Source organism: Cellulosimicrobium sp. KWT-B, assembly GCF_002127155.1.
Classification (GTDB): domain Bacteria; phylum Actinomycetota; class Actinomycetes; order Actinomycetales; family Cellulomonadaceae; genus Cellulosimicrobium; species Cellulosimicrobium funkei.
The window spans coordinates 112,677-137,901 of record NZ_NEDO01000005.1 but is presented as its reverse complement, the minus strand read 5'-3'; the positions used below and the strand labels follow the sequence as shown (position 1 = coordinate 137,901).

Annotated in this window: 23 protein-coding genes; 12 read left to right on the top strand and 11 right to left on the bottom strand. The window is 74.3% G+C overall.

Annotated features, from left to right (window positions below):
* Positions 1-13 precede the first annotated feature (13 nt).
* Positions 14-1,192, bottom strand: coding sequence for an aminopeptidase P family protein (locus B9L22_RS16030; protein WP_086151126.1), 1,179 nt, complete (start codon positions 1,190-1,192; stop codon positions 14-16).
* Between the two features lie 112 nt (positions 1,193-1,304).
* Here B9L22_RS16030 and B9L22_RS16025 point away from each other — a divergent pair, with 112 nt between their 5' ends.
* A complete protein-coding gene (locus B9L22_RS16025) occupies positions 1,305-1,697 on the top strand; it encodes a cupin domain-containing protein (protein WP_086151125.1) in 393 nt (130 codons plus the stop codon).
* A gap of 80 nt (positions 1,698-1,777) precedes the next feature.
* Here B9L22_RS16025 and B9L22_RS16020 read toward each other — a convergent pair whose 3' ends face one another.
* Together B9L22_RS16020 and B9L22_RS16015 are read right to left on the bottom strand one after the other, a co-directional pair.
* Positions 1,778-2,713 carry an NADP-dependent oxidoreductase gene (locus B9L22_RS16020; protein WP_086151124.1) on the bottom strand — a complete coding sequence of 312 codons (936 nt, stop codon included), beginning with the start codon at positions 2,711-2,713 and terminating at the stop codon, positions 1,778-1,780.
* Between the two features lie 45 nt (positions 2,714-2,758).
* Complete coding sequence (locus B9L22_RS16015; RefSeq protein WP_021482782.1) at positions 2,759-3,166, bottom strand: VOC family protein; 408 nt, start codon at positions 3,164-3,166, stop codon at positions 2,759-2,761.
* A gap of 242 nt (positions 3,167-3,408) precedes the next feature.
* Between B9L22_RS16015 and B9L22_RS16010 the strand changes: the two genes are divergently transcribed.
* Entirely contained in the window at positions 3,409-4,278 is an 870-nt protein-coding gene (locus tag B9L22_RS16010; protein WP_086151123.1) for an alpha/beta hydrolase, read from the top strand.
* Positions 4,279-4,297: 19 nt separating this feature from the next.
* Here B9L22_RS16010 and B9L22_RS16005 read toward each other — a convergent pair whose 3' ends face one another.
* From B9L22_RS16005 to B9L22_RS15995, 3 genes are all read right to left on the bottom strand, one after another.
* Complete coding sequence (locus tag B9L22_RS16005; protein WP_086151122.1) at positions 4,298-5,515, bottom strand: amidohydrolase; 1,218 nt, start codon at positions 5,513-5,515, stop codon at positions 4,298-4,300.
* A complete protein-coding gene (locus B9L22_RS16000; RefSeq protein WP_198947321.1) occupies positions 5,512-6,762 on the bottom strand; it encodes a YncE family protein in 1,251 nt (416 codons plus the stop codon). Before B9L22_RS16000 ends, B9L22_RS16005 begins: the two co-directional genes overlap by 4 nt.
* Before the next feature lie 73 nt (positions 6,763-6,835).
* Positions 6,836-9,520, bottom strand: coding sequence for an ATP-dependent DNA ligase (locus B9L22_RS15995; RefSeq protein ID WP_086151121.1), 2,685 nt, complete (start codon positions 9,518-9,520; stop codon positions 6,836-6,838).
* Between the two features lie 215 nt (positions 9,521-9,735).
* Between B9L22_RS15995 and B9L22_RS15990 the strand changes: the two genes are divergently transcribed.
* Positions 9,736-10,434 (top strand): GTP pyrophosphokinase family protein, encoded by a 699-nt coding sequence (locus tag B9L22_RS15990; protein WP_074809919.1) that lies wholly within the window; start codon positions 9,736-9,738, stop codon positions 10,432-10,434.
* 41 nt (positions 10,435-10,475) lie between these two features.
* On the opposite strand, the gene B9L22_RS15985 is transcribed toward B9L22_RS15990, so the two are convergent.
* Positions 10,476-10,778: a DUF1905 domain-containing protein gene (locus B9L22_RS15985; RefSeq protein ID WP_031315545.1), complete on the bottom strand. Its 303-nt coding sequence runs from the start codon at positions 10,776-10,778 to the stop codon at positions 10,476-10,478.
* A 91-nt stretch (positions 10,779-10,869) separates the two neighbouring features.
* On the opposite strand from B9L22_RS15985, the gene B9L22_RS15980 reads away from it, so the two are divergent.
* Positions 10,870-11,928: a Ku protein gene (locus B9L22_RS15980; RefSeq protein ID WP_086151120.1), complete on the top strand. Its 1,059-nt coding sequence runs from the start codon at positions 10,870-10,872 to the stop codon at positions 11,926-11,928.
* 126 nt (positions 11,929-12,054) lie between these two features.
* On the top strand, positions 12,055-12,507 hold the full coding sequence (locus B9L22_RS15975) for a VOC family protein (protein ID WP_034653489.1): 453 nt from the start codon (positions 12,055-12,057) through the stop codon (positions 12,505-12,507).
* A 105-nt stretch (positions 12,508-12,612) separates the two neighbouring features.
* On the opposite strand, the gene B9L22_RS15970 is transcribed toward B9L22_RS15975, so the two are convergent.
* From B9L22_RS15970 to B9L22_RS20650, 3 genes are all read right to left on the bottom strand, one after another.
* Positions 12,613-13,005, bottom strand: a complete 393-nt coding sequence (locus B9L22_RS15970) for a PIN domain-containing protein (RefSeq protein ID WP_255376925.1) — start codon at positions 13,003-13,005, stop codon at positions 12,613-12,615.
* Entirely contained in the window at positions 13,002-13,265 is a 264-nt protein-coding gene (locus B9L22_RS15965) for a hypothetical protein (RefSeq protein WP_086151118.1), read from the bottom strand. Before B9L22_RS15965 ends, B9L22_RS15970 begins: the two co-directional genes overlap by 4 nt.
* A gap of 121 nt (positions 13,266-13,386) precedes the next feature.
* The gene (locus B9L22_RS20650; RefSeq protein ID WP_198947320.1) at positions 13,387-14,016 is read right to left on the bottom strand and encodes a TetR/AcrR family transcriptional regulator; all 630 of its coding nucleotides are present in this window, start codon (positions 14,014-14,016) and stop codon (positions 13,387-13,389) included.
* Between the two features lie 225 nt (positions 14,017-14,241).
* On the opposite strand from B9L22_RS20650, the gene B9L22_RS15955 reads away from it, so the two are divergent.
* The 6 genes from B9L22_RS15955 (at position 14,242) to B9L22_RS15930 (ending at position 21,554) form a co-directional block, all read left to right on the top strand.
* Positions 14,242-15,801, top strand: a complete 1,560-nt coding sequence (locus B9L22_RS15955) for an MFS transporter (protein WP_233140190.1) — start codon at positions 14,242-14,244, stop codon at positions 15,799-15,801.
* Positions 15,802-15,898: 97 nt separating this feature from the next.
* The gene (locus tag B9L22_RS15950) at positions 15,899-17,821 is read left to right on the top strand and encodes a metallophosphoesterase (RefSeq protein WP_198947319.1); all 1,923 of its coding nucleotides are present in this window, start codon (positions 15,899-15,901) and stop codon (positions 17,819-17,821) included.
* 54 nt (positions 17,822-17,875) lie between these two features.
* Entirely contained in the window at positions 17,876-18,580 is a 705-nt protein-coding gene (locus tag B9L22_RS15945; protein ID WP_143317349.1) for a YceI family protein, read from the top strand.
* Positions 18,581-18,614: 34 nt separating this feature from the next.
* Positions 18,615-19,343 (top strand): metal-dependent transcriptional regulator, encoded by a 729-nt coding sequence (locus B9L22_RS15940; protein ID WP_086151115.1) that lies wholly within the window; start codon positions 18,615-18,617, stop codon positions 19,341-19,343.
* A gap of 114 nt (positions 19,344-19,457) precedes the next feature.
* On the top strand, positions 19,458-20,729 hold the full coding sequence (locus B9L22_RS15935) for an MFS transporter (protein ID WP_086151114.1): 1,272 nt from the start codon (positions 19,458-19,460) through the stop codon (positions 20,727-20,729).
* Positions 20,730-20,897: 168 nt separating this feature from the next.
* Positions 20,898-21,554 (top strand): vitamin K epoxide reductase family protein, encoded by a 657-nt coding sequence (locus B9L22_RS15930; RefSeq protein ID WP_233140189.1) that lies wholly within the window; start codon positions 20,898-20,900, stop codon positions 21,552-21,554.
* 28 nt (positions 21,555-21,582) lie between these two features.
* Here B9L22_RS15930 and B9L22_RS15925 read toward each other — a convergent pair whose 3' ends face one another.
* Entirely contained in the window at positions 21,583-22,029 is a 447-nt protein-coding gene (locus B9L22_RS15925) for a YbjQ family protein (RefSeq protein ID WP_086151113.1), read from the bottom strand.
* 67 nt (positions 22,030-22,096) lie between these two features.
* On the opposite strand from B9L22_RS15925, the gene leuS reads away from it, so the two are divergent.
* A complete protein-coding gene (leuS, locus tag B9L22_RS15920; RefSeq protein ID WP_369824857.1) occupies positions 22,097-25,096 on the top strand; it encodes a leucine--tRNA ligase in 3,000 nt (999 codons plus the stop codon).
* Positions 25,097-25,225 lie beyond the last annotated feature (129 nt).

Genomic DNA, 25,225 nt, shown 5'->3' with positions numbered 1-25,225 from the left:
CGAGGAACTACAGCTAGCGCACCGTCTGGAGGTCGTGGGTCGAGGTGTTGAGGCGACGCGCGCCGTCGGGCACGTCCGGCGGGAACGCGACGACGATGTCCTCGATCCGGACGCCGAAGCGGCCGGGCAGGTACACGCCCGGCTCGACGGAGAAGCACATGCCGGGCTCGATCGGGCGGTCCTCGCCCTCGACCATGTACGGCGGCTCGTGCGTCGTCGTGCCGATGCCGTGGCCGGTGCGGTGCACGAACTGCTCGCCGTAGCCCGCGTCGACGATGACGGCGCGCGCGGCGCGGTCGACGTCCTGGCACGTCGCGCCCGGGCGCACGGCGTCGACCCCGGCCTGCTGCGCGCGCCGGACGACGTCGTAGACCTCGCGCTGCTGGTCCGCGAGGGCGTCGTCCGTGCCGCCCGCGACGAGCACCGTCCGCGAGGTGTCCGACCCGTACCCGTCGCGCAGCCCGCCGAAGTCGAGCACGACGAGGTCGCCGGGCTCGATGACGCGGTCGCCCGCGTCGTGGTGGGGGTCGGCGCCGTTCGGGCCGGAGCACACGAGCGTGAAGTCGACCTGCTCGTGCCCGTGCTCGCGCAGGAACCGGTCGAGGTCGGCCGCGACGTCCCGCTCGCGCCGGCCCGCGAACGCGACGCCCAGGACGTCCGCGAACGCGGCGTCGGCGGCCGCGCCCGCCGCGGCGAGGCGCTCCACCTCCGCGGCGTCCTTGACGGCCCGCAGCGTCGGGACGGCGTCGGAGAACGCGGTGAGGCGGGCGCCGGGCAGCGCGCGCTGGAGCCCGAGCACGTGCAGCGCCCACGTGGCGTCCGAGACGGCGTAGGTGCCGTCCGCGGCGAGGAGCCGCGCCGCGGCGTCGTGCTCGTCGTCGCCGTCGCGCCACGTCACGACGTCGAGGCCGTCCGCGCCCGGGGCGGAGGCCAGGTCGCCCCGCTCCAGCAGCGGCACGACGACGGACGCCCCGCCGGTCGTCCCGGTCCCCTCGGCGGGGATCGTGAGCAGCGTCAGCCGCTCCGTCTCCGGCGGCGCGTACCCGGTGAAGTACGCGAGGTCGGGGCCGGGCGAGACGAGCAGCCCCGTGAGGCCGGCCTCGCGCGCGTGCGCGGCGGCGCGCTCGCGACGCGCGGCGTAGACCTCGGGACCGAACGCGGCCCCCGGACGTGCGGCATCGGTGCTCGACATGAACCCAGCGTGGCACCGCTCGCCGCGGAGATCGACCCGAGCGGCTCGACGTCGGTCCTCCGCGGGTCCGCTCGGGCGGCCGGGTCGGGTCCGGGGGTGGCAGGCTGCTCGCATGACCGACGTGCGCAACCTCCTCGCCGCTCTCGACACGTTCGACGGGCACTGGCAGCCGCACCGCGTGGCGAGCCTCAACGACGCCGACGTCAAGGTGGTGAAGGTGCTGGGCGAGTTCGTCTGGCACACGCACCCCGAGACCGACGAGCTGTTCCTCGTGCTCGACGGCGAGCTGACGATCGATCTGCGCGACGGCGGCGTCGAGCGGGCGGTCGTGCTGGGCCCGCACGACCTGTTCGTCGTGCCGCGGGGCGTCGAGCACCGGCCGCGTGCCGCTGTCGAGACCTCCGCGGTGCTCGTCGAGCGGCAGGGGACGGTCAACACGGGCGACGCGGGCGGCGACCTCACGTCGCCGCTGCGGGAGCTGCCGGGCGAATCGCGGACCGCCTGACGGCCCGCCCGACCGGCCCGGACGTGCCGGACCGGCCTGCGGCGGGTCGATCGGGCGCCGCCCGGGCCGGTCTCGGAGGGTCAGACCCGCACGACGACCTTGCCGCGCACGTGCCCGGACTGGCTCGCGCGGTGCGCGTCGGCGGCGTCGGCGAGGTCGAAGACCTCGGCGATCTCCGGGCGCAGCAGGGCCTCGTCGCCGAGCCGCGCGAGCTCGGTGAGGTCGGCCGCGTCGGGGCGCACCCACACGTAGTGCCCGCCCAGCTCGTCGCGTGCCCGCGCGTCCGTGATCGAGGCGACCGTGCCGCCGTCGCGCAGCACCTGCGGGACCGAGTCGAGCGCGTCGCCGCCCACGTAGTCGAGGACCACGTCCACGCCCTCCGGCGCGAGCGCCCGGACCCGCTCCGCGAGCCCGTCGCCGTACGTCACCGGCTCCGCGCCGAGCGAGCGCAGGAAGTCGTGGTTGCGCTCCGACGCCGTCCCGAGGACGCGCGCCCCGAGCGCCTTCGCGATCTGGACGGCGAACGACCCGACGCCGCCGGCGGCAGCGTGCACGAGCACCGTCTGGCCCGCCGCGAGGCCGGTGCGCCGGATGGTCTGGTACGCCGTCAGCCCGGCGAGGGGCACGGCCGCCGCCTCCTCGAACGACCACGCAGCCGGCTTGCGCGCGAGCGTCCGGACGGGCGCCGCGACGAGCTCGGCGAACGTGCCGCCCGAGACCTCGCCGCCCACGACGTCCTTGCGCACGTACCCGTACACCTCGTCGCCGACCTGGAGCTCGGGGGTGTCCAGGCCCACGCGCTCGACGACGCCCGCGACGTCCCAGCCGGGCACGACGGGGAAGACGGCGTCCATGACCTGGTCGAGGTATCCCTCCCGGACCTTCCAGTCCACCGGGTTCACGCTCGCGGCGCGCACGCGCACGAGGACGGAGTCGGGGCCGACCTTGGGGGTCGGGAGGTCGGTCGTCTCGAGGACGTCGGGGCCGCCGTAGCGGGAGTAGGTGATGGCTCGCATACGGGCGGCAACCCCGCGGGCGCCCGACGGATTCCCGCGGCGCGGTCAGCCCTCGAACGCGGTGGGGTCCATGTGGAGGACCTCCCACTGGTGCCCGTCGAGGTCGGCGAAGCTCCGCGAGTACATGAAACCGCCCTCCTCCTGGGGGTCCTTGACCGCCGTCGCGCCGGCGGCGAACGCGGCGTCGACGAGCCGGTCGACCTCGGCGCGGGAGCCGACGCTCAGGGCGTTGATCACCTCGGTCGTGGCGGTCGCGTCGGCGATCGCCTTGTTCGTGAACCGCTGCGCGAACTCCGCGGTGAGGAGCATCACGTAGATCGTGTCGCTGAGGACGATCGAGGACGCGTTCTCGTCCGTGAACTGCTCGTTCACCGTGTACCCCAGCGCGGTGTAGAACGCCTTGGCGGCGTCGAGGTCCTGGACGGGCAGGTTGACGAAGATCTGGGTGCTCATGCGGTCCTCCGGTGTCGCGGGCGCCTGGCCCGAGGGTGTCGCGGGGTAGACGCACCCGGGCCCGGAAACTCATCGACGGCGGAGGGCAGAGGGTCTGTCGCCCGGCGCCGGGGACCGGTAGCGTCCGACGGAGGGCACCGCGCACAGTTCTCGAAGGACAGGTCGGCGGGGTGCCGGCCGGGGGGACGCGACGTGGCGTCCCCGCTCTTCTCCACCGCCACCGAGCCTGAGAGGACCCGGCCATGACCGACGTCGACCGCTCCCCGACCCCCGCCGAGGCACCCGCGGGGTCGCCTCCCGATCCTCGCCCCGACACCGTCGTGCTCGTGCACGGCCTCTGGATGACCCCCCGGAGCTGGGAGGGGTGGGTCGCGCACTACGAGCAGCAGGGACTCACCGTCCTCGCGCCCGGCTACCCCGGTTTCGAGATCGAGGTCGAGGGGCTCCGGGAGAACCCGCAGCTCATCGCCGACCTCACCGTCCCGGAGACGCTGGACCACCTGGCCTCCGTCATCGAGGCGCTCGACGCGCCGCCGATCATCATGGGCCACTCGTTCGGGGGCACCCTCACCCAGCTCCTGCTCGCGCGGGGTCTCGGCGCCGCGGGCGTCGTGATCGACTCGGCGCCCACCGAGGGCGTGCGCGTCACCCCGGTGTCCCAGGCGCGCTCCCTCTTCCCGGCGCTGCGCAACCCCGCGAACCGGCACCGCGCCGTCGGCTTCACGCCCGAGGAGTTCCACTACGCGTTCACGAACACGCTCAGCGAGGAGGCGTCGCGCGCGGTCTGGGAACGGTACGCGATCCCCGCCCCCGGCCACTGGGTGTGGGAGTACGGCCTCGTCGCCAACTTCAAGCCCGGGCACCAGGACACGTGGGTCGACTACTCGGCGGACCGGGCGCCGCTGCTCTTCGTCGCGGGGGAGCAGGACCACATCATGCCGCCGGCCGTGAACCGTTCGAACGCCAAGCACTGGGAGGCCTCGCCCGCGCTCACGGAGTACTACGAGTTCGCAGGCCGCGACCACTGGACGTGCGCGGCGCCGGGGTGGGAGGCGGTCGCGGACCACGCGCTCGACTGGGCCCTGGCGCACGCGAGGGCGCCGCGCGCCTGACGGCTCGGGGCCCGCGACGTCAGACGAGCACGTCGCCGTCGCGGGCCACGACCCGGCCGCCCGCGACGACGAGCGCGCGGCGCGGGGCGCGCACGACGGCGTCGGGCACGTTCTCCGCGTCGACGAGCACCACGTCCGCGGGCGCGCCGACGACGAGGTCGTGGACGTCGCGGCCGACGAAGCGCGCGGCGTCGGACGTCGCGACGCGCGCCGCGGTGACGAGCTCCTCGTCGTACCGGAAGCGCGAGAGGCGGGCGAGCTGGGTCGTCAGCGCGAGGAGGTCGCCGGTCCCGTAGGGGGACCACAGGTCGCGGATGCCGTCCGTGCCGAGCCCGACGGCGACGCCCGCCGCGCGCAGCGCGTGCACGGGCAGGGGAGCGGCGCCGATCGGCGCGACCGTGGTCATGGTGATACCTGCCTCGCCCATCGCGGCGACGAGGTCCGCCTGGCGCGACGCCGGGACGTCGCCGACCGCGAAGCCGTGCGCCACGTTGACCTTCCCCTGGAGGCCGGCGCGCAGGGTGCGGTCGATCATGAGCTCGACCTGGAACGCGCCGAGGTCCCCGCCGTCGTGGAGGTGCACGTCGATCCCGACGCCGCGGCGCTCGGCGATCGCGAACAGCCCGTCGAGCTGGCCGACGGGGTCGCGGTCGATCGACGCCGGGTCGAGGCCGCCGACGTGCTCGGCGCCCGCGGCGGCGGCCGCGTCGAGCAGGTCGAGCACCCCGGGCCGGCGCAGCACGCCGTCCTGCGGGAACGCGACGATCTCGGCGTGCACGGCGCCGTCCAGCGCGGCGAGCGCCTCGCGCACGACCTCGATGCCGCGCAGCCCCAGGCCGAGGTCGACGTCGACGTGGGTGCGGATCGCCGTCGTGCCGTGCCGCACGAACTCGCGCAGCACCGTGAGCGTCACGTCGACGCCCGGGATGCCGAGCTCGTCGCGGTGCGCGCGCTCGTGCGCGATGCGGCCCTGCGTCGTCGCCTCGCCGCCGTAGCTCACCCAGGGCCGGCCCCACCAGCTCTTGTCGACGTGCGCGTGGGCGTTGACGAGGCCCGGGAGCGCGAGCAGGCCGCGGCCGTCGACGACCCCGTCCTCCGGCACGGTGCCGGCCGCCGGGTCGTGCGGCGTCACCGCGGCGATGCGGCCGTCCGCGACGTGCAGGTCGACCGGCTCGCCGCCCCAGGGGCGGACGTCGCGCAGGACGGTGACGGTCTCGGGGGTGCGGGCGGTGGTCATGCGGCGGGTCCTTCCGGCAGCGGGACGACGACCTGGGGCCGTCCGGGGATCTGGATCTCGTACGTGTCGAGCGTGCCGAGGTCGACGACGGTCGCGCCGTCCCACGCCTCGGCCTGCGTGTACCCGCCGGCGAGCACGGCGTTCGGGCGGCCCGTCGCGGGGTCGGTCCACGTCGTCACGGTCTCGTGGCGTCGCGTGAGCGGGGCGACCTGCTCGGCGCCGGTCGCCGGGTCGAGCACCGTCACGTTCGGCCCGCCGGTGGCGTTGCCGAACGGGCCGTTGCCCACGACGACGACGCGGCCGTCGGGCGCGCGCGCGACGCCGTGCTGGTGGCTGTCCGCCGCCGAGGCGACGGTCGTCGTCGTGCCGGTGGCCGGGTCGAGGCGGACCAGCACGCGGCCCTGGTAGGGCAGCAGGAGCGAGCCGTCGTCGTCGAGCACCGCGTAGTGCGGCTTCTCGAACGACGCGAGGCCGCCGTCCGTGCCGAACGGCGCGACCTCGATCCGCCGGGCCTCGAACGTCGTGGTGTCGACGACGTGCACGGAGAACGCGTCGTGGTCGACGGTGTAGACCTCGCTGCCGTCGGCGGCGACGAGCACGTCGAACGGTCGCAGCCCCACGGGGGTGCTCGCGACGACCTCGCGCGACGCGACGTCGATCGTCTCGAGCGTCGACGAGTCGCCGCGGTGGACGGCGACGTGGACGCGGGCGCCGTCGGGCGAGACGGCGATGCCCATGCCGCCGCGGCGGTACTCGCCGAACGCGACGCGCGCGGGCGCGTCCCGGTAGGGGAGGAGGTCGACCCGCTCGCGCGTCGCGAGGTCCACGACGGCGACGCCCTGGGCCGTCGAGACGTAGGCGCGCATCGTCGGGGCGTGCACGGCGACGCCCCACGGCGCGGCCCCCACCTCGATGCGGTCGACGACGGCACTGCCCTCCCGGATCCTCGGGTCGACGACCGCGAGCCCGTCGGACTCCGCCTCGGTCGCGAGCAGGAACCGCGGGGTCTCGACGGCGGGCACGGCGTCGGGCGCGGGGGTCGTCGGCCCGTCCGCGGGCGTCGTCGCCGGAGCCTGCGGCGAGGCGGCCGGGCTCGGCGGTGCAGCGGGCGCGGCGTCGTCGCCCGCCCCGCCGGGCGTGCACGCGGCGAGGACGGCGACACCGAGCGCTGCGGCCCACGCCGCCGCGCGGCGCGGCCGGCGGTCCGCGGGCCGGTCGGCACGGCGCGGGAGGGGAGGGGCAGCCATGGCCAAATGGTATACCAATCGTCCGAGCGTTCCGCGGGCGCGATGCGGCGACCGACCGAGGACCGCAGCCGGGTCAGCCCTCGAGCGTCGCGGGCGCCTCCCGCACGACGTCGTCCGGCGACTTGTCCCGGCGCCACCCCTTCCACACGGGATGGCGCAGCTTGCCGAACGGGACGTCGTCGCCGTCGCCCTCCCCGGCACCCGTCCACTCCGCGTAGACGACCTCCGCGACCCGCCGCGGCGACACCCAGTGCGCGTCGCGCGCGTCCTCGCGCGGCACGCCCACCGCGGGCGGCGTCGTGCGCCCGATCCGGTCGAGCTCGGCGACCAGGTCGCGCCGCTCGGCGTCCGTGAAGCCCGACCCGACCCGGCCCACGTAGACGAGCCGGCCGTCGTCGGGCACGGCGAGCAGCAGGGACCCGACGAGGTGCGTCCGCTCGCCGTGGCCCGGCCGCCACCCGACCACGACGACCTCCTGCGACTGCGCGTGCTTGAGCTTCAGCCACAGCGCCGAGCGGCGGCCCGACGAGTACGTCCCGTCGCGCCGCTTCGCGACCACGCCCTCGAGCCCCAGCCGCCTCGACGTCTCCATCGCGGCCTCCAGGTCCCCGTCGAAGACCGGCGGCACGTGCACCGGGGCGACGGCGTCGCGCAGCACGTCCTCCAGCACCTCGCGCCGCTCGTCGTACGGGCGCTTCGCGAGCGACCGCCCGCCGGTCTCCAGGACGTCGAACACCATGAGGTCGACCGTGACCCGCCGTCGCGCCGCGGCGACGTCCCCCGGCTTGGCGATGTTCGCGCGCTGCTGGAGGCGCCGGAAGCTCGGCCGCCCCCGCGCGTCGAGCGCGACGATCTCCCCGTCCAGCACCACCGGCAGCGCCTCGGCCGGGACCTGCTCCGCGAGCGCCTGCAGCTCCGGGTACGTCACCGACATGTCCTTGCCCGAGCGGCTCACGAGCCGCACGCGCCCCTCGGACACGTGCGCGAGCGTCCGGAACCCGTCCCACTTCATCTCGAACGCCCACGCGTCGCCGTCGTGCAGGTCGCCCGCCGACGCGGGCGACGCGAGCATGGGTCGCCAGTCCGTCCGCGCGGGCCGTGGCTCCGGCGCGTCGTCGTGGTCGGGCGAGGACGCGCCGCGAGCCGACCGCGAAGCCGGGGGTGGGGAGGAGGTGCCGGGTCGTGGCGGGTCTGGCGGGAGCGGCGAGGGACGAGCCGCGGATGGTAGACCCGGCGCCTCCTCCCCACCCCCGGCGCCCCGACCCCGCGCGCTCTCGCCCGGACGGCCCGGCCTCGGCGCCATGAGGTGGATCAGCCAGTTGTCCTCGTCGCGGCCGTCGCGGCCGCCCGTGTGGATGAGCGCGAGGCGGCGCGTGCCGTGCTGCTCGCCGTGGAGCGTGACGATGACCTCCTCGCCGTCGCGCCACTTCTCGAGCTCGTACGTGCCGGCGTCCCAGATGGTCACCTCGCCGGCGCCGTACTCGCCCTTCGGGATCGTGCCCTCGAACGAGCCGTAGGCGAGCGGGTGGTCCTCGGTCTGGACGGCGAGGTGGTTCTTCTTCGGGTCGGTCGGCTCGCCGCGCGGGAGCGCCCAGCTCACGAGCACGCCGTCGTGCTCCAGCCGGAAGTCCCAGTGCAGGCGGCGGGCGTGGTGCTCCTGGATGACGAAGCTGTTGCCCGCGCTCGGCGGCGGCGCCTCGTCCGGGACGGGCTCGGGCGTGCGCCCGGCGTCGCGCATGGAGCGGTACCGGTGCAGGCGGTCGGGCCGCTCGTCGTCCGTCCCGCCGTCTGCGGCGTCGCTGCCCGACGCCGCGCCCCCCTTGCGCTCGAACGTCGCCATGCGCGCGGGCGTGGGCTCGAGCGCGGAGAGGTGACCCTGCGTGAGCGCGGCGAGCGGGTCGCCCAGGGTGCGCACGCGCTCGACGACCTCGTCGAGGTCGAGGTGGCGCAGGTCCGGGTCGTCGAGCTCCTCCCAGGTGCGGGGCGCGGCGACGGTGGGGTGCTCGCGCCCGCGCAGCGAGTAGGGCGCGATCGTCGTCTTGTTGCCGTTGTTCTGGCTCCAGTCCACGAGCACCTTGCCGCCGCGCAGCGACTTCTTCATGTCGCTCACGACGAGGTCGGGGTGCTCGGCCTCGAGGTAGCGGGCGAGCTCGTGCGCGACGGCGGAGACGGCCGCGGCGTCCTGCTTGCCGTCGAGCGCGGCGTACAGGTGGATGCCCTTGGACCCGCTCGTCACGGGCAGGGGTTCGAGGCCCATGCCCTGGAGGATCTGCCGCGCCTGGCGTGCGACCTCCGCGCACTCGGCCAGCCCGGCCCCCGGGCCGGGGTCGAGGTCGAGGACGAGGCGGTCGGGGTCGAGGTGCGCCCCGGTGCGACCGAACTGCCACTGCGGCACGTGGAGCTCGAGCGACGCCGTCTGGCCGAGCCACGTGAGGGTCGCGAGGTCGTTGACCAGCACGTAGTCGTTGGCGCTGCTCTTGTGCTGGATGCGTCGCGTGCGCACCCAGGACGGGACGCCCTGGCCCGCGTTCTTCTGGAAGAACACCTGGCCGTCGACGCCGTCGGGCCACCGCTTGCGCGTCGCGGGCCGGTTGGCGCAGTGGGGGAGCATGACGTCGGCGACGGCCGCGAGGTACGCGAGGACGTCGGCCTTCGTCGTGCCGGTGGCGGGGTAGAGGACCTTGTCCAGGTTGGTGAGGCGCAGGCGGTGACCACCGACGTTCACCGTCTCGCCCGCCCGGCTGGATGTGGTGGCCATGGGCCCATCGTGGCGCGGGCCCGACGGCGTCGCCCGCCGTGGCGGGAACTTCTCGGCGTCCTCGACCGTGGACACTGGGTGGGGCTGTCCGACCGGCCGGGGAGCCCGCCCGGGGTCGATGCCGGACCGAGAGGATCACCGTGACGCACCTGACGACCGACGACGTACCGCTCCCCGCGGAGATCGGTCCCCGCGTCCGCGAGTTCCGTCGCCTGATGATGAACTACAAGTTCGGCATCGACGAGGTGATGACGAAGATCACCGTGCTCCGCGACGAGTTCCGGCACGTGCACGACGACAACCCGATCGAGCACCTGGGCTCGCGCCTGAAGTCGCTCGAGTCGATCGTCGCGAAGGCGCGCCGCAAGGGGATCCCGCTCACGCCGGAGGGCGTGCGGGAGAACATGTTCGACGTCGCGGGCGTCCGCGTCACGTGCGCGTTCGTCTCCGACATCTACCGCGTGCGCGACCTGCTCGTGGGCCAGCGCGACCTCACGGTCCTGGAGGAGCGCGACTACATCGCGCACCCGAAGGGCAACGGCTACAAGAGCCTGCACCTCATCGTCCAGGTGCCGGTGTTCCTCTCCGACCGCGTCGAGGACGTCGTCGTCGAGATCCAGCTCCGCACGATCGCCATGGACTTCTGGGCGAGCCTGGAGCACAAGATCTACTACAAGTACCAGCGGGACGTCCCTCAGCACCTGACGGACGCGCTCAAGCTCGCGGCGGACGTCGCCGCGACCCTCGACACGACGATGGAGCGCATCCACGACGAGGTGCGCAGCCTCGACGGCGTGCCGGAGCCGGTCGAGAACACGGACGAGCTCGCCACGCCGCGCGAGGTGATGGAGAGCTTCATGCGGACGGCGCAGGTCGCCGACGAGGCGTTCCACGAACGCCGCCACGACGGCTGAGGCGACGCGCCCGCACGGGCCGCGCGACGACGTCGGGCCGCTCAGACCAGCGTCTCGACGCCGATCCGCACCCGGTCGCCGACGTCGACGCCCTCGGCGCGGCGGACCGCGGCCTTGATCGGCACGACGAACGTCTTGCGCTGCGCGTCGGGGAACACCGACGTGGACCAGCGCTGCGCCCCGAGCGTCACCTCGACCTTGACCGAGCCGAACCCCGCGGGCGGCAGCGGCAGCTCCGCGATCTCGTCGCTCACGTCCTCCGGGAGCGCGGCGAACACCCAGCTGTCGGTGCGCGCCTCCCACCGCCACAGCTCGGCCTCGAACTCGAACCTCGTCCCCGCCACCCGTCCATGGTGCCGCGGGCCACCCACACGCGGGTGCCGACGTCGCGCCGTATCCCTCGCGGGCGGGCGCCGGTGACGCCACCATGGACGGATGAGGGCCATCTGGAAGGGCGCCATCACGTTCGGCCTCGTCAACGTGCCGGTCAAGGTGTACTCCGCGACGGAGGACCACGACGTGCCGCTGCACCAGGTCCACGACAAGGACGGCGGCCGCATCCGCTACCGGCGCGTGTGCGAGATCGACGGCGAGGTCGTGCCGTACGAGCACATCGACAAGGCGTACGACGACGGCGAGCGCACCGTCGTGCTGACGAGCGAGGACTTCGCCGCGCTCCCCGCCGAGCGCAGCCGCGAGATCGAGGTCGTGGAGTTCGTGCCGAGCGAGCAGATCGACCCGCTCCTGCTCGACCGCAGCTACTACCTGGAGCCCGACTCGAAGTCCAACAAGGCGTACGTGCTCATGCGGCGCACGCTCGAGGAGACCGACCGGACGGCGATCGTGAAGTTCGCGCTCCGGCAGCGCACGCGGCTCGCGGCGTTGCGCGTGCGGGACGACGTGCTCGTGCTCCAGACGCTGCTGTGGGCCGACGAGGTACGCGAGGCCGCGTTCCCCTCGCTCGACGACGAGGCGAAGGTGACCGACAAGGAGCTCGCCATGTCGGCGCAGCTCGTCGCGAGCTTCGAGGCGGACTTCACGCCGGAGGAGTACGAGGACGACTACCAGGCGCAGCTCCGCCAGCTCATCGAGGCCAAGCTCGAGCAGGGCGACGCGCTGGACACCGCCGAGACCTTCGGCGAGCAGCCGGAGGAGGGCGAGGGCGCGGAGGTCATCGACCTCATGGAGGCGCTGCGCAAGTCGGTCGCGTCGTCGAAGAGCTCGCGCGCGAGCGGGGGGAAGGCCTCAGGTTCAGGCTCAGGTTCACGGTCCGGGTCGGGCTCCGGGTCGACCGCGAAGTCCGGCTCCGGCCGCGCGAGCTCGTCGTCGGGCAAGGCGTCGAGCGGTTCCCGGTCGACGAGCGCGAGCAAGAGCTCGGGCACGAAGGAGAAGGCGGCGTCGAAGCCGGCCGCGAAGAAGAGCACGAGCCGCGCCGCCTCCACGAAGGAGAAGTCGACCACCTCGAAGACGACCCGGAAGAAGGCGTCCGCCTAGCACCGGGCGGCGGGCGGGCGCGCACCGCGCGATCCCGGGCGGGTGCGATGAGTTCCGCGCCCGGCGCCCGTCGGAACGGGTGGGCGGTCGACCGGCCGCCCGCGAGGCCCTGCGAAGGAGACGACGATGCGCGCGATCGTGCCGAGCCTGTGGTTCGACGGCAACCTCGAGGAGGCCATCACGTTCTACTCGAGCGTCTTCCCCGACGCGAAGGTGGGCGACGTGTTCCGCCAGCCCGACGGCACCGCCGTGTCGGCGGACTTCGAGCTCGCCGGACAGCGGTTCGACGCCATCAACGGCGGGCCGCAGTTCCCCTTCACCGAGGCGGTGTCGTTCGTCGTCGAGTGCGAGTCCCAGGACGAGGTCGACGAGTACTGGGCGGCGCTCACCGACGGTGGCCAGGAGTCGCAGTGCGGCTGGCTCAAGGACCGGTTCGGGCTGTCGTGGCAGGTCGTGCCGCTCGAGTTCCTCGCGATGCTGCAGGATCCCGACCCGGTGCGCGTGCAGCGCGTCGTGGACGTGATGATGACGCAGTCCAAGCTCGACCTGGTGCCGTTGCGCGCCGCCTACGAGGGCTGAGCCGGGTCTTGCCGCGTCGGGCAGGAGCGGCCCGTGACCGGAGAACCCCGCCGCGCTCGAGGGCGCGCGCTACGGCGTCTACACGTACGGCGCCGGCGGCGTGAGTCACGGGGCGAGGCCGAGCACCGTCGTGCCACGCGCCCGAGCGGCGTTCGCCAGGCGGGAGTCGAAGGTGGCGAGAGGGACACCGAGGAGCTCGGCGAGCGCGAGGACGCAGGCGTCGGGCATCTTCAGCGCGGCGGTGGCACGGACGAGCGCGAGGTCCTCGGGCGTGGGCTCGCCCTGCGCGGAGAGGCCGAACCCGGCCGCCTCCAGGCGGTGACGTGCCTGTACCTGGGCGCCTGCTCGCGCCGGACCGACCAGCACCTCGGCGAGGGTGAGGGAGTGGAGGACGATCCCGCGCTGTCCGTGCTCGAGGACGAGCGACGTCGCCTTGGTGTGGTGCACGTCGGAAGGGTTGGACGCAGCGATCACGACGTTCGCGTCGGCGACGATCACTCGTCCCAGCCCGCCCGGACGTCGTCGAGGTAGTCGGGCGCCGCGTAGTGCTCCGAGAGCGTCGTGAGCGCCGCCACTGCCCGGCGGCGCTCGGCCTCGGCGACGTCGTCCTCGTGCTCGACGGCCGCGGCTCCCTCCTCGATCAGGTGGGTGAGGAGTCGCGTCGCGGGCTCACCGGGCCACCGGCGTCGGGCGACCGCCAGCGCGTGGGCGACGGCGTCCGTCTCCGTGATCGCGTGGCGCGGCCTGAGCGTGGGCATGGATCGAGAGTAACACCGAAAGTTCTGGTGTCACACCCGACCTCGGGGCATCCGCTGGGCGGGGCGCCGGGGATTCGTGGCGCTCGTCGGCAGGGCCAGGAGTCAGTCAGGATCTCTGGCGCTACCGCGCTCCGCCCGGGCGTCGCAGCGCGACGAGCTCGCCGATGAGGCCGAGGAGGTCGTCCACGTCGTCGCCGGGGCGGGGGCCGCGGAAGGCGAGGTCCTCGCCCGGGGTGCCGTCGCCGTCGTCCCCCTCGGCGCCGCCCGTGACGCGGCCGAGCACGTCGCTGCTCAGCGCCGCGTGCGCGTAGAGGCCGTCGCTGAGCAGGACGATCGCGTGGGCGACGACGGGGTCGTCGACCTCGTCGAGCACGGCGCGGGTCCACGCGTCGTGCGCGCCGTCGAGCGCGGCACGGGCGCGCGGGTACGACCCCTGCGCGAGCCGGGACACGGCGAGGTAGACGAGCTCGAACTCGGTGTCGACGAGCGTCGAGGTGCGGATGAGGTAGTCGACCGCCCCCGCGGGGGCGGCGCGCATCGCCTCGACGTCGGCGGCGGTGAGCTCCCGGAGGTGCTCGGTGAGGCCGTCGGCGAGCGCGTCCTTGGAGCCGAAGTGGTAGAGCAGCCCGCCCTTCGACACCCCGGCGCGCTCGGCGACCGCCTCGAGCGTGGCGGCGCGCTCGCCCTGCTCGACGAGCAGGGACGCGAACGCCCGCAGGACCTTGGCGCGAGCAGCGGGGGGCGGCGGCATGGCACCGAGGGTAGTCGGCCCGTGCGGACCCGCAGGCCGGTGAGCCGCGAGCCCGCGGCCTGCGCGGGGGCGCCGGTCGGGGGAGACCGCGCGGTGCGGAGCGTGACAGTCGCGGGTGGGATGACGAGGGTCTGTCTCGTCGTTACTATACCGTCTGGACGGTCTGGAAGTTCGGCGCCACCGCGTCGCCCCGGCCGCCCGGAAGACGTGGAAGGACCCCTCGCCGTGACGACCCCCGTGACGACGACCCCGACCGGGACCACCGCCCAGCACGAGCCCGCGACGCGCGGACCCGCGCGCGGCGCCGCCGGCCGTTGGTTCGCGCTCGCCGTGCTCATGCTCCCGGTGCTGCTCGTGTCGGTCGACAACACCGTGCTCAGCTTCGCGCTGCCCCAGATCTCCGAGTCGCTGCGCCCTACCGGGACGCAGCTGCTGTGGATCATCGACATCTACCCGCTCGTGCTCGCCGGCCTGCTCGTGCCGATGGGCTCGTTCGCTGACCGTGTCGGCCGCCGTCGGCTGCTCCTCACCGGCGCGGTGGGCTTCGCCGCCGTCTCCGTGGTCGCGGCCTACGCGCCCAGCGCCGGCGCGCTCGTCGCGTCGCGCGCCGCGCTCGGCTTCTTCGGCGCCATGCTCATGCCGTCGACGCTCTCGATCCTGCGCAACGTGTTCACCGACCGCGAGGAGCGCCGGCTCGCCATCGCCGTCTGGGCCGCCGGGTTCGCGGCCGGGTCCGCGCTCGGGCCGATCGTCGGCGGCTTCCTCCTCGAGCACTTCTGGTGGGGCTCGGTCTTCCTCCTCGCCGTCCCGGTGCTCGTGCTGCTGCTCGCGCTCGCGCCGTTCTTCGTGCCCGAGTCGCGCGACCCCGCGCCGGGCCGGATCGACGTCCTGTCGATCGTGCTCGTCATGGCGACCATGACCCCGGTCGTGTACGGCATCAAGACCTTCGCGAAGTCCGGCCCGAGCGTCGTCGCGCTCGTGAGCGTCGCCGTCGGGCTCGCCGCGGGCGTGCTGTTCGTGCGCCGTCAGCTCCACCGGTCCGACCCCATGATCGACGTGCGCCTCTTCACGCGCGGCGCCTTCAGCGGCGCGGTGCTCGTCAACCTGCTGTCCGTGTTCTCGCTCGTCGGCTTCCTGTTCTTCGTGTCGCAGGACGTCCAGCTCGTGCTCGGGCTCGGCCCGATGCAGGCGGGCGTCGCGCTCCTGCCGGGGCTGGTCGTCATGATCGTCGCCGGGCTCGGCGTCGTCCGGGTGGTGCGGCGCGTGCGCCCGGCGCACGTCGTCGCCGTCGCGCTGCTGTTCTCCGCGACGGGCTACGCGATCGTCGCCGCGGGCGCCGGGCAGAGCACGCTCGCGCTGCTCATGGTCGCGTTCGTCGTGCTCTCGCTCGGCGTGGGCGCGGCCGAGACCGTGTCGAACGACCTCATCGTGTCGTCCGTCCCCGCCGCGAAGGCGGGTGCCGCGTCCGCGATCTCCGAGACCGCGTACGAGGTGGGCGCCGTGCTCGGCACGGCGGTCCTGGGGAGCATCCTCACGGCGTCGTACCACGCGAACGTCGTCGTCCCGCAGGGCGTCCCCGCGGCCGACGCCGTCGCCGCGGCCGAGACGCTCGGCGGCGCGACCCAGGTCGCCTCGACCCTGCCCGCCGGGCAGGCGCAGGCGCTGCTCGACTCCGCGCACGCCGCGTTCGGCAGCGGCGTCGGCACGACGTCGCTCATCGGCGTGGTGCTCATGCTCGTCGCCGCGGGCGTGGCGCTCGTCACGCTGCGGGGCGCGAAGTCCTGACGACGCGCCGCCCCGCACGCCCCGCCGCACCCTCGCGGCGGGGCGCGCGGCGCTCGCGGTTGGCGACGAGAGCCGCGATCCGGGAGGCTGGGCGGTGATGAGCCGTCCGCACCGCACCCCGCCCCGCTGGGTCCGCTGGACCCTCGGCATCCTGCTCGCCCTCGTGCCGTGCGTCGTGTGGGGGGTCACGACGGCGACGGCCGAGCGCAGCCTCGGCCCGCACGAGGCGCTGTACGAGGTCACGACGAACGGCCTCGTCACCGTCGACCTCGGCCCGCTCGGGACGATCCAGATCGACTCGCCGCTACCGCTCGGCCTGGGCGCCGACGTCACGGTCGAGGAGATCCCCGCCGACCTCACGGCCGTCGGGCAGGCGGACACGCTGGAGGGCCTGTCGCAGGACCTCGAGGACTACCTCCGCTTCTTCGGCGGCCCGCAGGAGACGATCGGCTCCGTCGCGCGCGCCCTCGTCGTCGACGCGCTGCGCCGCACGGGGTTCGCGATCCTCGTCGTCGCGGCCGTCGGTGCGGGTCTCTACCTCCTGCTCGGCCCGCCGCGCCGGCGCGAGCTCAGCGAGCGGGTCGCGCCGCGCACGTACGAGATCACGGCGGGCGTCGTGCTCGTCTCGCTCGTCGGGGCGTCGCTCGTCGCGAGCGACCCGGGCACGACGGCCGGGCCGTCCCAGCGCGCGTCGGCGGTGTTCGACGGGACCCCGCTCGAGGGCGCGCGCATCACGGGCCGGCTCGCGGGCGTCGTCGACACCTACGGCGCGATGCTCATCGACCTCTACCGCGAGAACGAGGACTTCTACGCGCGCGCGGACGCCCACCTCGTCGCGGCCTGGGACCGGCGCGACCGGATCCAGCGCCTCACCGCGCCGCGGCCCGCCGCGTCGGGCACGTCCGACGACCGGGCCTCCGACGAGCCGTCCGACGGCGCGTCCTCCGACGCCCCCGACGCGACGGGCGACGCCCCGGACGCGACGGAGGGGACGACGTCGGGCACGGACGACGGGACCGACGCGGGAGCCGACGAGCCCGACGAGCCCGGCGCGCCCGCCGACGGCTCCGACACCGAGACCGACACCGAGGCGGGCGACGAGCCGCCGCCGCGGCCCGCCCCGGCGGCGGAGGAGGACCTCGTCACGCTCCTCGTGGTGAGCGACCTGCACTGCAACACCGGCATGGCCCCGCTCATCCGGACCGCGGTGGAGCGGTCGGGGGCGTCGGTCGTCCTCAACGCCGGCGACACCACGATGAACGGCACGGCCGTCGAGTCGTTCTGCGTCGACTCGTTCGCCTCCGCGGTGCCCAAGGGCGTGACGATGGTCGTGGCCGACGGCAACCACGACAGCGTCGAGACCTCGGCGCAGGAGCGCGCGAACGGCCAGACCGTCCTGGACGGCAAGGTCGTCGAGGTCGAGGGGATCCGCATCCTCGGCGACCGCGACCCGCTCGAGACGCGGCTCGGGCTCGGCAGCCAGCCGCCCCGCGAGGAGACGCCGGAGGAGTACGCGGCCCGGCTGACCGAGGTCGCGTGCGCCGAGCAGGAGGACGGCGACCCGATCGACCTCCTCCTCATCCACACGCCCCGCATGGGGAACGAGGCGCTCGACTCCGGCTGCGTCCCGAACCAGGTCTCCGGGCACATGCACACCCGGTCCGGTCCGGAGCGGACGGGCGGGGGCGTCCGGTACGTGAGCGGGAGCACCGCGGGCGCGGTCAAGGACCAGCTCCGCATCGGCCCTCTCAAGGGCACCGCGGAGATGACGGTGCTGCGCTTCGACCCCGAGCGGCGGCGCATCGTCGACTGGCAGCTCGTGCAGATCGGGACGGACGAGTCCGCGAAGGTCTGGCCGCGGATCGCGTGGCCCACGCCGTCCGGCGAGCCGGTCGTCGAGGAGCCCGACGAGGCCGGCACCGAGGTCGGCACCGAGGGCGACGTGCCCGCCGGCGACGTGCCCGAGGGCGACGCGCCCGCCGATGCCCCGGCCGGGGGTGAACCCGCGGGCGAGGGCTGAGCCGCTGCGCGTCGGTGCTCGCCGCGCGCTGCGCGGCACGGCAGGATGGGGCGTATGAGCAGGTCGACGCGCTGGATCGTCGTGTCGGTGGTCCTCGCGCTCGTCGTGGTGCTCCTCGCCCCGTTCGTGTACTCGGAGGTGCAGGAGGGCCGCACCCCGCCCCCGCTGGGTCTGCAGTCGCCGGGGGAGGAGACGGCGTCCGCGGCCCCGGCCGCGCCCGGGCCCTTCGACGTGGACGGCGAGTGGGTCGTCGCGCCGGGCTCCGAGGCGGGCTTCCGCGCGGACGTCCTCGACGTCCCGGCCGACGAGGCGGTGCTCCTCGGCACCACGCCGGACGTCACCGGCACGCTGCGCGTCGCGGACGGCGAGCTGCAGACCGCGACGGTGACCGTCGCGACGACCGCGCTCCGGACCGGGTCGTCCGTGGCGGACCGCCAGCTCCAGCAGGCGCTCGAGACGGACCTGTACCCGACCACGCTCTTCTCGCTCACGTCGTCGCTCGACGTGAGCGAGCTCGCGGCCACCGAAGAGCCGGTCCGGCTCCAGGCCGCGGGGGCGCTGACGATCCGCGACGAGACCCAGGCCGTGACGGTCGCGCTCGACGTGCAGCGGTCGGGCCAGGGGGTGCTCGCGACCGGGGCGATCGGCGTGCGCTTCTCCGACTTCGGCATCGCGGTGCCGCCCGACGCGCCCGTGCAGGTGCGCGACGAGGGGACGGTCGAGGTGCGGCTCGAGCTCGTCCGGTCCGCGACCCCCTGAGCCCCCGCCGGACGCCGTGACCTAGGGTGGTCGGGTGGACCACCCGACCGACCTGACGCCCGTCGCCCAGGACTACCTCAAGGTCGTCTGGGCCGCTCAGGAGTGGGCGGACGAGCGCGTGACGACGAAGCTCCTCGCCGAGCGCATCGGCGTCGGGGCCTCCACCGTCTCCGAGACGGTCCGGCGGCTCAGCGCCCAGGGTCTGCTCGAGCACGCGCCGTACGGCGCGATCACGCTCACCGAGCGCGGCCGCAGCCTCGCGCTCGCAATGGTGCGCCGCCACCGGCTCCTCGAGACGTACCTCGTGTCGGAGCTCGGCTACGGGTGGGACGAGGTCCACGACGAGGCGGAGGTGCTCGAGCACGCAGTCTCCGACCTGCTCATCGAGCGCATCGACGCGCGCCTCGGGCACCCCACGCGCGACCCGCACGGCGACCCGATCCCCGGCGCCGACGGGACCGTCGTCCGCCCGCCCGCGGTCCCGCTCGCGGAGCTCGTCGTGGGCGACCGCGGCACGGTGGTGCGGATCTCCGACGCCGACCCCGACGTGCTGCGCTACCTCGCCGAGATCGGCGTCGGCCTCGACACGGGCGTCGAGGTCCGCGAGCGCCGCGAGTACGCGGGCATCCTCTCGGTCGTCTGGTCGCCGCCGGCGGAGGGCGTCGAGCCGGCGCCGGAACCACGCCCGGCGCCGCCCGCCCAGCTCGGCCTGCGCGCGGCGGACCACGTGTGGGTCGTGCGCGCCGAGCCCGTCTCCGCCTAGACTGGTCGCCTGCCCTTCTTCTCGTCGCCGATGTCGCCGACCGGGCTCGAATCGATTCGACACCTCGGTTCGAGCCGCTCGCCCGACCCGCCCGACCGACGCACGAGGACACCCATGACCGACGCCACCCCGACCGCACCGCCGTCGGACGCCCCTGAGCCGCGCGACGCCGGCCGCGGCGCCGGGCCCGCGCTGCTCGCGCTCGCGATGGGCGGCTTCACCATCGGGACGACCGAGTTCGCGACCATGGGGCTCCTGTCCGACATCGCGACGGACCTCGACACGTCCATCCCGACCGCCGGCCACGCGATCACGGCCTATGCCGTCGGGGTCGTCGTCGGTGCGCCGCTGCTCACCGTCGCCGCGGCACGCGTGCCGCGCAAGACGCTCCTCGTCGCGCTCATGGCGTTCTACACGCTCGGGAACCTCTTCTCCGCCACGGCGGGGAGCATCGAGACCCTCGTCGCCGGGCGCTTCCTCGCCGGGCTGCCGCACGGCGCGTTCTTCGGCGTCGGGGCGGCGGTGGGTGCGGCCGTCGCCGGTCCCGGCCGCCGGGGCCGCGCCGTCGCGACGATGATGGCGGGCCTGACGATCGCGAACGTCGTCGGCGTCCCTCTCTCCACGTTCGCCGGGCAGCAGCTCGGCTGGCGGGCCGCGTTCGTCGTCGTCGGGGCGCTCGGGCTCGTGACGCTCCTGGCGCTGTGGCGGCTGATCCCCGCCGGGGCGGGCAACGAGGACACGAGCGTGCGGCGCGAGCTCGGCGCCCTGCGCAACGGCCCGCTGTGGACGGGGTTCGTCGGCGCCGCGATCGGGTTCGGCGGCATGTTCGCCGTGTACTCCTACGTCGAGCCGACCGTCACGCGCGTCACGGGGCTCGCGTCCGGCGCGGTGCCGCTCGTGCTCGCGATCTTCGGCGTCGGCATGACGGTCGGGACGGTGCTCGGCGGCCGGCTCGCCGACCGCTCGGTGATGCGCACCGTGTACCTCGGGTTCGTGTCGACCGGGGCGATGCTGGCCCTCTTCGCGCTCACCGGGCAGCACCCCGTCCCGGCCGTGCTGTCGCTGTTCCTCCTCGGCGTCACGTCGCAGATCCTCGGCCTGTCGCTCCAGACGCGGCTCATGGACCTGTCGCCGTCGGCGCCGTCGCTCGGCGCGGCGCTGTGCCACTCCGCGCTCAACGTCGGCAACGCCAACGGGGCGTTCCTCGGCGGGCTCGTCATCGCCGCCGGCTGGGGCTACCTCGCGCCCGCCTGGACGGGCGTCGCGCTCACCGTGGCGGGGCTCGCCATCATCCTCGTCGTCGGTCGCCGCCCCGCGGGCGTCGTGGTCGCCCCGCTGCCCGACGACGCGCACGCGCCGTCCGCGGCCGTCTCGCCGCCGCGGTAGCCCGCCGACCGGCCGAGGTGGCGCGCCGACCGGCCGAGGTGGCGCGCGTGCGGTGGCCGGGTGCCTCCCAGCCAGGTCCCAGCGGGGCGCGGTAGGTTGTGCCGTGCGCGCACCGCCGTGCGCGCCGTCACGTCCGGCGGGAGCCGGTGACCCACGAGGAGCGTCCCCGTGAGCAAGAGCGCCACCGCCGGTGCGAACGTGTCCGCCGAGCCCGACGACGAGCTGCTGCCCGTGTCCGGCCCCCGCCCGATCAGGACCCGCACGATGGGCTGGCTGCTCGTCGTACTGGGCGCGATCGGCCTCGCCGGCTCGGCGGCGCTCGCGATCGAGAAGTACCTCAAGCTCGCCGACCCCGGCCACGTCGCCTCGTGCAGCGTCAACGCGCTGCTCGACTGCGGCGACGCGATGGACTCGTGGCAGGGCGCGCTCCTGGGCTTCCCCAACCCGCTGCTCGGGATCGCGGCGTTCCCCGTGGTGATCACCACGGGCGTCGTCCTGCTCGCCGGCGCCCGCCTGCCGCGCTGGTACTGGCTCGCGCTCCTCGGCGGGACGACGCTCGGCATGGGCCTGATCGTCTTCCTCATGTGGACGACGATGTACGCGATCTCCGCGATGTGCCCCTACTGCATGGTCGTGTGGTTCGCCATGCTCCCGCTGTTCTGGTACCAGGTGGTCCACGCGGTGCAGGAGGGCTACCTGCCCGCGGGCGAGGGCGTGCGCCGCACGCTCGTCGGCAACCGGCACCTGATCCTGGCGATCGGCTACGTCGCGCTCGTCGCGTGGATCGTGCTCGTCAAGGGCCCGATCATCATCTCGCTGTTCTGACCGGCGCCGCGGCGCCGGTGGCGCCGCGTCAGCGCCAGGCGGGCTGGTCCGGCGCGGCGTCCTGCGGGTAGCCGTGACCGCCGGGCTGCCGGGGAGCGGACGGCGCACCCTGGGCCTGGTGGGCGGACTGCGCCGTCGCGCCGGGCTGGCCCGCGGCGAGCGGGCTGACGACGACGGCCGTGCCGTACGCGCACACCTCCGAGAACGACGCCGCGATCTCGCCCGTGTCGAAGCGCATCCCGACGACGGCGTTGGCCCCGCGGCGCTGCGCCTCCTGCACCATGCGGTGCATGACCTCCTGGCGCGACTCGTAGACGAGCTGCGTGTACTCCTTGACCTCCCCGCCCCCGATCGAGCGGAAGGACGCGACGAAGTTCGCCCCGAGGTTGGCGCTGCGCACGGTCATGCCCATGACCTCGCCGAGCACCGCGTCGATGCGGTAGCCGGGCACGTCGTTGGTCGTCACGATGATCACGCCGCACATCCTCGCACGGGGCGGACGGCCGCCGTCGGGCCGTGCGACGGCCGGTAAACTCGGCCGGGTGACCACGCCTGACACGACCTCGATCCCGCACGCCCCGGACGCCCCCGCCGCGGGCGGCCCCGCCCACCGCTACACGCCGGCGCTCGCGGAGCAGATCGAGCTCAAGTGGCAGGAGCTCTGGGAGCAGCGCGGCACGTTCTGGGCCGCGAACCCCACGGGCGACCTGACGGACGGCGAGGGCGACGGCCCCGAGGGCGCGAGCCCGTACTTCATCATGGACATGTTCCCGTACCCGTCGGGCGCGGGCCTGCACGTGGGACACCCCCTCGGGTACATCGCGACGGACGTCGTGGGCCGGTTCCGGCGCATGCGCGGCGAGAACGTGCTGCACGCCCTCGGCTACGACGCGTTCGGCCTGCCCGCCGAGCAGTACGCGGTGCAGACGGGGCAGCACCCGCGCGTGACCACCGAGGCGAACATCGCCAACATGCGCCGGCAGCTGCGCCGCCTCGGGCTCGCGCACGACTCGCGCCGCACGTTCGCGACGATCGACCCCGAGTACGTGCGCTGGACGCAGTGGATCTTCCTGCAGATCTTCGACTCCTGGTACGACCCCGAGGCCCTGCGCCCCGACGGCGGTCGTGGCCGCGCGCGCCGCATCGCCGAGCTCGAGGCCGAGCTCGCGTCGGGCGCGCGCCCCGTGCCGGGCGGCGTCGAGGGCGTCGAGGAGGGGGCCGACTGGGCGCGCCTCACGCCCCAGCAGCGCCGGGCCGTCGTCGACTCGCAGCGCCTCGCGTACGTGGACGAGTCGCCCGTGAACTGGGCCCCCGGCCTGGGCACGGTCCTGGCGAACGAGGAGGTCACCGCCGACGGCCGCTCGGAGCGCGGGAACTTCCCCGTGTTCCAGCGCAGCCTGCGCCAGTGGAAGATGCGCATCACCGCGTACGCCGACCGCCTCGCGGACGACCTGGACCTCATCGACTGGCCCGAGAAGGTCACGGCGATGCAGCGCAACTGGATCGGTCGCAGCGAGGGCGCGCTCGTGCGGTTCGCCGTGCTCGGCACGCCTGACGGGGCGAACGACGCCGCGGCGGAGTCCGGCGCGGAGGTCGAGGTCTTCACGACGCGCCCCGACACGCTGTTCGGCGCGACGTTCATGGTCGTCTCGCCCGAGCACCCGCTGCTCGACGAGGTCCCGGCGCACTGGCCGGACGGCACGTCGAGCGCGTGGACGGGCGGGCACCGCTCGCCGGTCGAGGCCGTCGCGGCGTACCGCCGCGAGGCCGCCGCGAAGACCGCCGTCGAGCGCCAGGCCGACGCCGGCAAGAAGACCGGCGTGTTCACGGGGCACCTCGCCGTGAACCCCGTGAATGGCCAGGCGATCCCGGTCTTCACCGCCGACTACGTGCTCATGGGCTACGGCACGGGCGCGATCATGGCCGTCCCGGGCGGCGACGAGCGCGACTTCGCGTTCGCCGAGGCGTTCGGGCTGCCGGTCGTGCGCACGGTCGAGCCCGCGGACGGGCTGCCGGAGGACTTCACGGGCCCGTACACGGGCGACGGCGTGGTCGTCGGCTCGGCCAACGACGAGATCTCGCTCGACGGGCTCGACGTGCCGGAGGCGAAGCGCCGCATCACCGAGTGGCTCGTGGGCAAGGGCATCGGCGAGGGCACGACGACGTACCGCCTGCGCGACTGGCTGTTCAGCCGTCAGCGCTACTGGGGCGAGCCGTTCCCCATCGTGTGGGACGAGAACGACCAGCCCGTCGCGATCCCGGACGCGCTCCTGCCCGTCGACCTGCCGGACGTCCCCGACTACGCGCCGCGCACGTTCGACGCGGACGACGCCGACTCGTCGCCCGAGGCGCCGCTGGGCCGCAACGACGAGTGGGTCAACGTCACGCTCGACCTCGGCGACGGGCCGAAGCAGTACCGCCGCGACACGAACACGATGCCCAACTGGGCCGGGTCGTGCTGGTACTACCTGCGCTACCTCGACCCGCAGTGGGACGGCGGCGACCAGGACACGGTCGTCGACCCCGAGCTCGAGCGCTACTGGATGGGCCCGGAGCACAACCCGAGCGCGGGCCGCGCCGGGGGCGTGGACCTGTACGTCGGGGGTGTCGAGCACGCCGTCCTGCACCTGCTCTACGCGCGGTTCTGGCACAAGGTCCTCTACGACCTGGGCCACGTGTCGAGCGTCGAGCCGTTCCACAAGCTGTTCAACCAGGGCTACGTCCAGGCGTACGCCTTCACCGACGCGCGCGGCCAGTACGTGCCCGCCACCGAGGTCACGGAGGAGCCCGCGCCCGACGGCTCGGGCGAGGTCGTGTACCGCTGGAACGGCGAGGTCGTGCAGCGCGAGTACGGGAAGATGGGCAAGTCGCTCAAGAACGTCGTCACGCCCGACGAGATGTACGCCGAGTACGGCGCCGACACGTTCCGCGTGTACGAGATGTCGATGGGCCCGCTGGACCTGTCGCGCCCGTGGGAGACGCGCGCCGTCGTCGGGTCGCAGCGGTTCCTGCAGCGTCTGTGGCGCAACGTCGTCTCCGAGGAGACGGGCGAGGTGACGGTCGTCGACGAGCCGGCGTCGCCCGAGACGCTGCGCGCCGTGCACCGGGCGATCGCGGACGTCCGCGTCGAGATGGAGCACATGCGCCCCAACACGGCCATCGCGAAGCTCATCATGCTGAACAACCACCTCACGTCGCTCGACCGCGTGCCGCGCGAGGCCGTCGAGCCGCTCGTGCTCATGACCGCGCCCGTCGCGCCGCACATCGCGGAGGAGCTGTGGGAGCGCCTGGGACACGAGCGCTCGCTCGCGCACGAGCCCTTCCCGACGGCGGACGAGCGCTACCTCGTCGAGGACACCGTGACGTGCATCGTGCAGGTCAAGGGCAAGGTCCGCGGGCGGATCGAGGTGCCGCCGTCGATCTCGGAGGAGGACCTCACGGCGGCCGCGCTCGCCGAGCCGAACGTCGTGCGCGCGATCGACGGCGCCGAGGTCCGTAAGGTGATCGTCCGCGCCCCGAAGCTGGTCAACATCGTCGTCTGACCTCGTTCGCTGAGTGCAGGAGATCGTCGCGTCCCAGGCAGCCGGACGCGACGATCTCCGGCACTCACGGGTCGAGACAGCCGCGCTGGACCGGTTCCGGCGCGACGGTCTCCCGCACCCACCGGGTGG

Coding starts and splice junctions, on each gene's coding strand:
- B9L22_RS16025 (WP_086151125.1), top strand. CDS start 1,305: ATGACCGACGTGCGCAACCTCCTCGCCGCTCTCGACACGTTCGACGGG.
- B9L22_RS16030 (WP_086151126.1), bottom strand. CDS start 1,192: ATGTCGAGCACCGATGCCGCACGTCCGGGGGCCGCGTTCGGTCCCGAG.
- B9L22_RS16020 (WP_086151124.1), bottom strand. CDS start 2,713: ATGCGAGCCATCACCTACTCCCGCTACGGCGGCCCCGACGTCCTCGAG.
- B9L22_RS20650 (WP_198947320.1), bottom strand. CDS start 14,016: ATGCCGCCGCCCCCCGCTGCTCGCGCCAAGGTCCTGCGGGCGTTCGCG.
- B9L22_RS16000 (WP_198947321.1), bottom strand. CDS start 6,762: ATGGCTGCCCCTCCCCTCCCGCGCCGTGCCGACCGGCCCGCGGACCGC.
- B9L22_RS15980 (WP_086151120.1), top strand. CDS start 10,870: ATGAGGGCCATCTGGAAGGGCGCCATCACGTTCGGCCTCGTCAACGTG.
- B9L22_RS15950 (WP_198947319.1), top strand. CDS start 15,899: ATGAGCCGTCCGCACCGCACCCCGCCCCGCTGGGTCCGCTGGACCCTC.
- B9L22_RS15945 (WP_143317349.1), top strand. CDS start 17,876: ATGAGCAGGTCGACGCGCTGGATCGTCGTGTCGGTGGTCCTCGCGCTC.
- B9L22_RS16010 (WP_086151123.1), top strand. CDS start 3,409: ATGACCGACGTCGACCGCTCCCCGACCCCCGCCGAGGCACCCGCGGGG.
- B9L22_RS16005 (WP_086151122.1), bottom strand. CDS start 5,515: ATGACCACCGCCCGCACCCCCGAGACCGTCACCGTCCTGCGCGACGTC.
- B9L22_RS16015 (WP_021482782.1), bottom strand. CDS start 3,166: ATGAGCACCCAGATCTTCGTCAACCTGCCCGTCCAGGACCTCGACGCC.
- B9L22_RS15975 (WP_034653489.1), top strand. CDS start 12,055: ATGCGCGCGATCGTGCCGAGCCTGTGGTTCGACGGCAACCTCGAGGAG.
- B9L22_RS15990 (WP_074809919.1), top strand. CDS start 9,736: ATGATGAACTACAAGTTCGGCATCGACGAGGTGATGACGAAGATCACC.
- B9L22_RS15965 (WP_086151118.1), bottom strand. CDS start 13,265: ATGCCCACGCTCAGGCCGCGCCACGCGATCACGGAGACGGACGCCGTC.
- B9L22_RS15935 (WP_086151114.1), top strand. CDS start 19,458: ATGACCGACGCCACCCCGACCGCACCGCCGTCGGACGCCCCTGAGCCG.
- B9L22_RS15995 (WP_086151121.1), bottom strand. CDS start 9,520: ATGGCCACCACATCCAGCCGGGCGGGCGAGACGGTGAACGTCGGTGGT.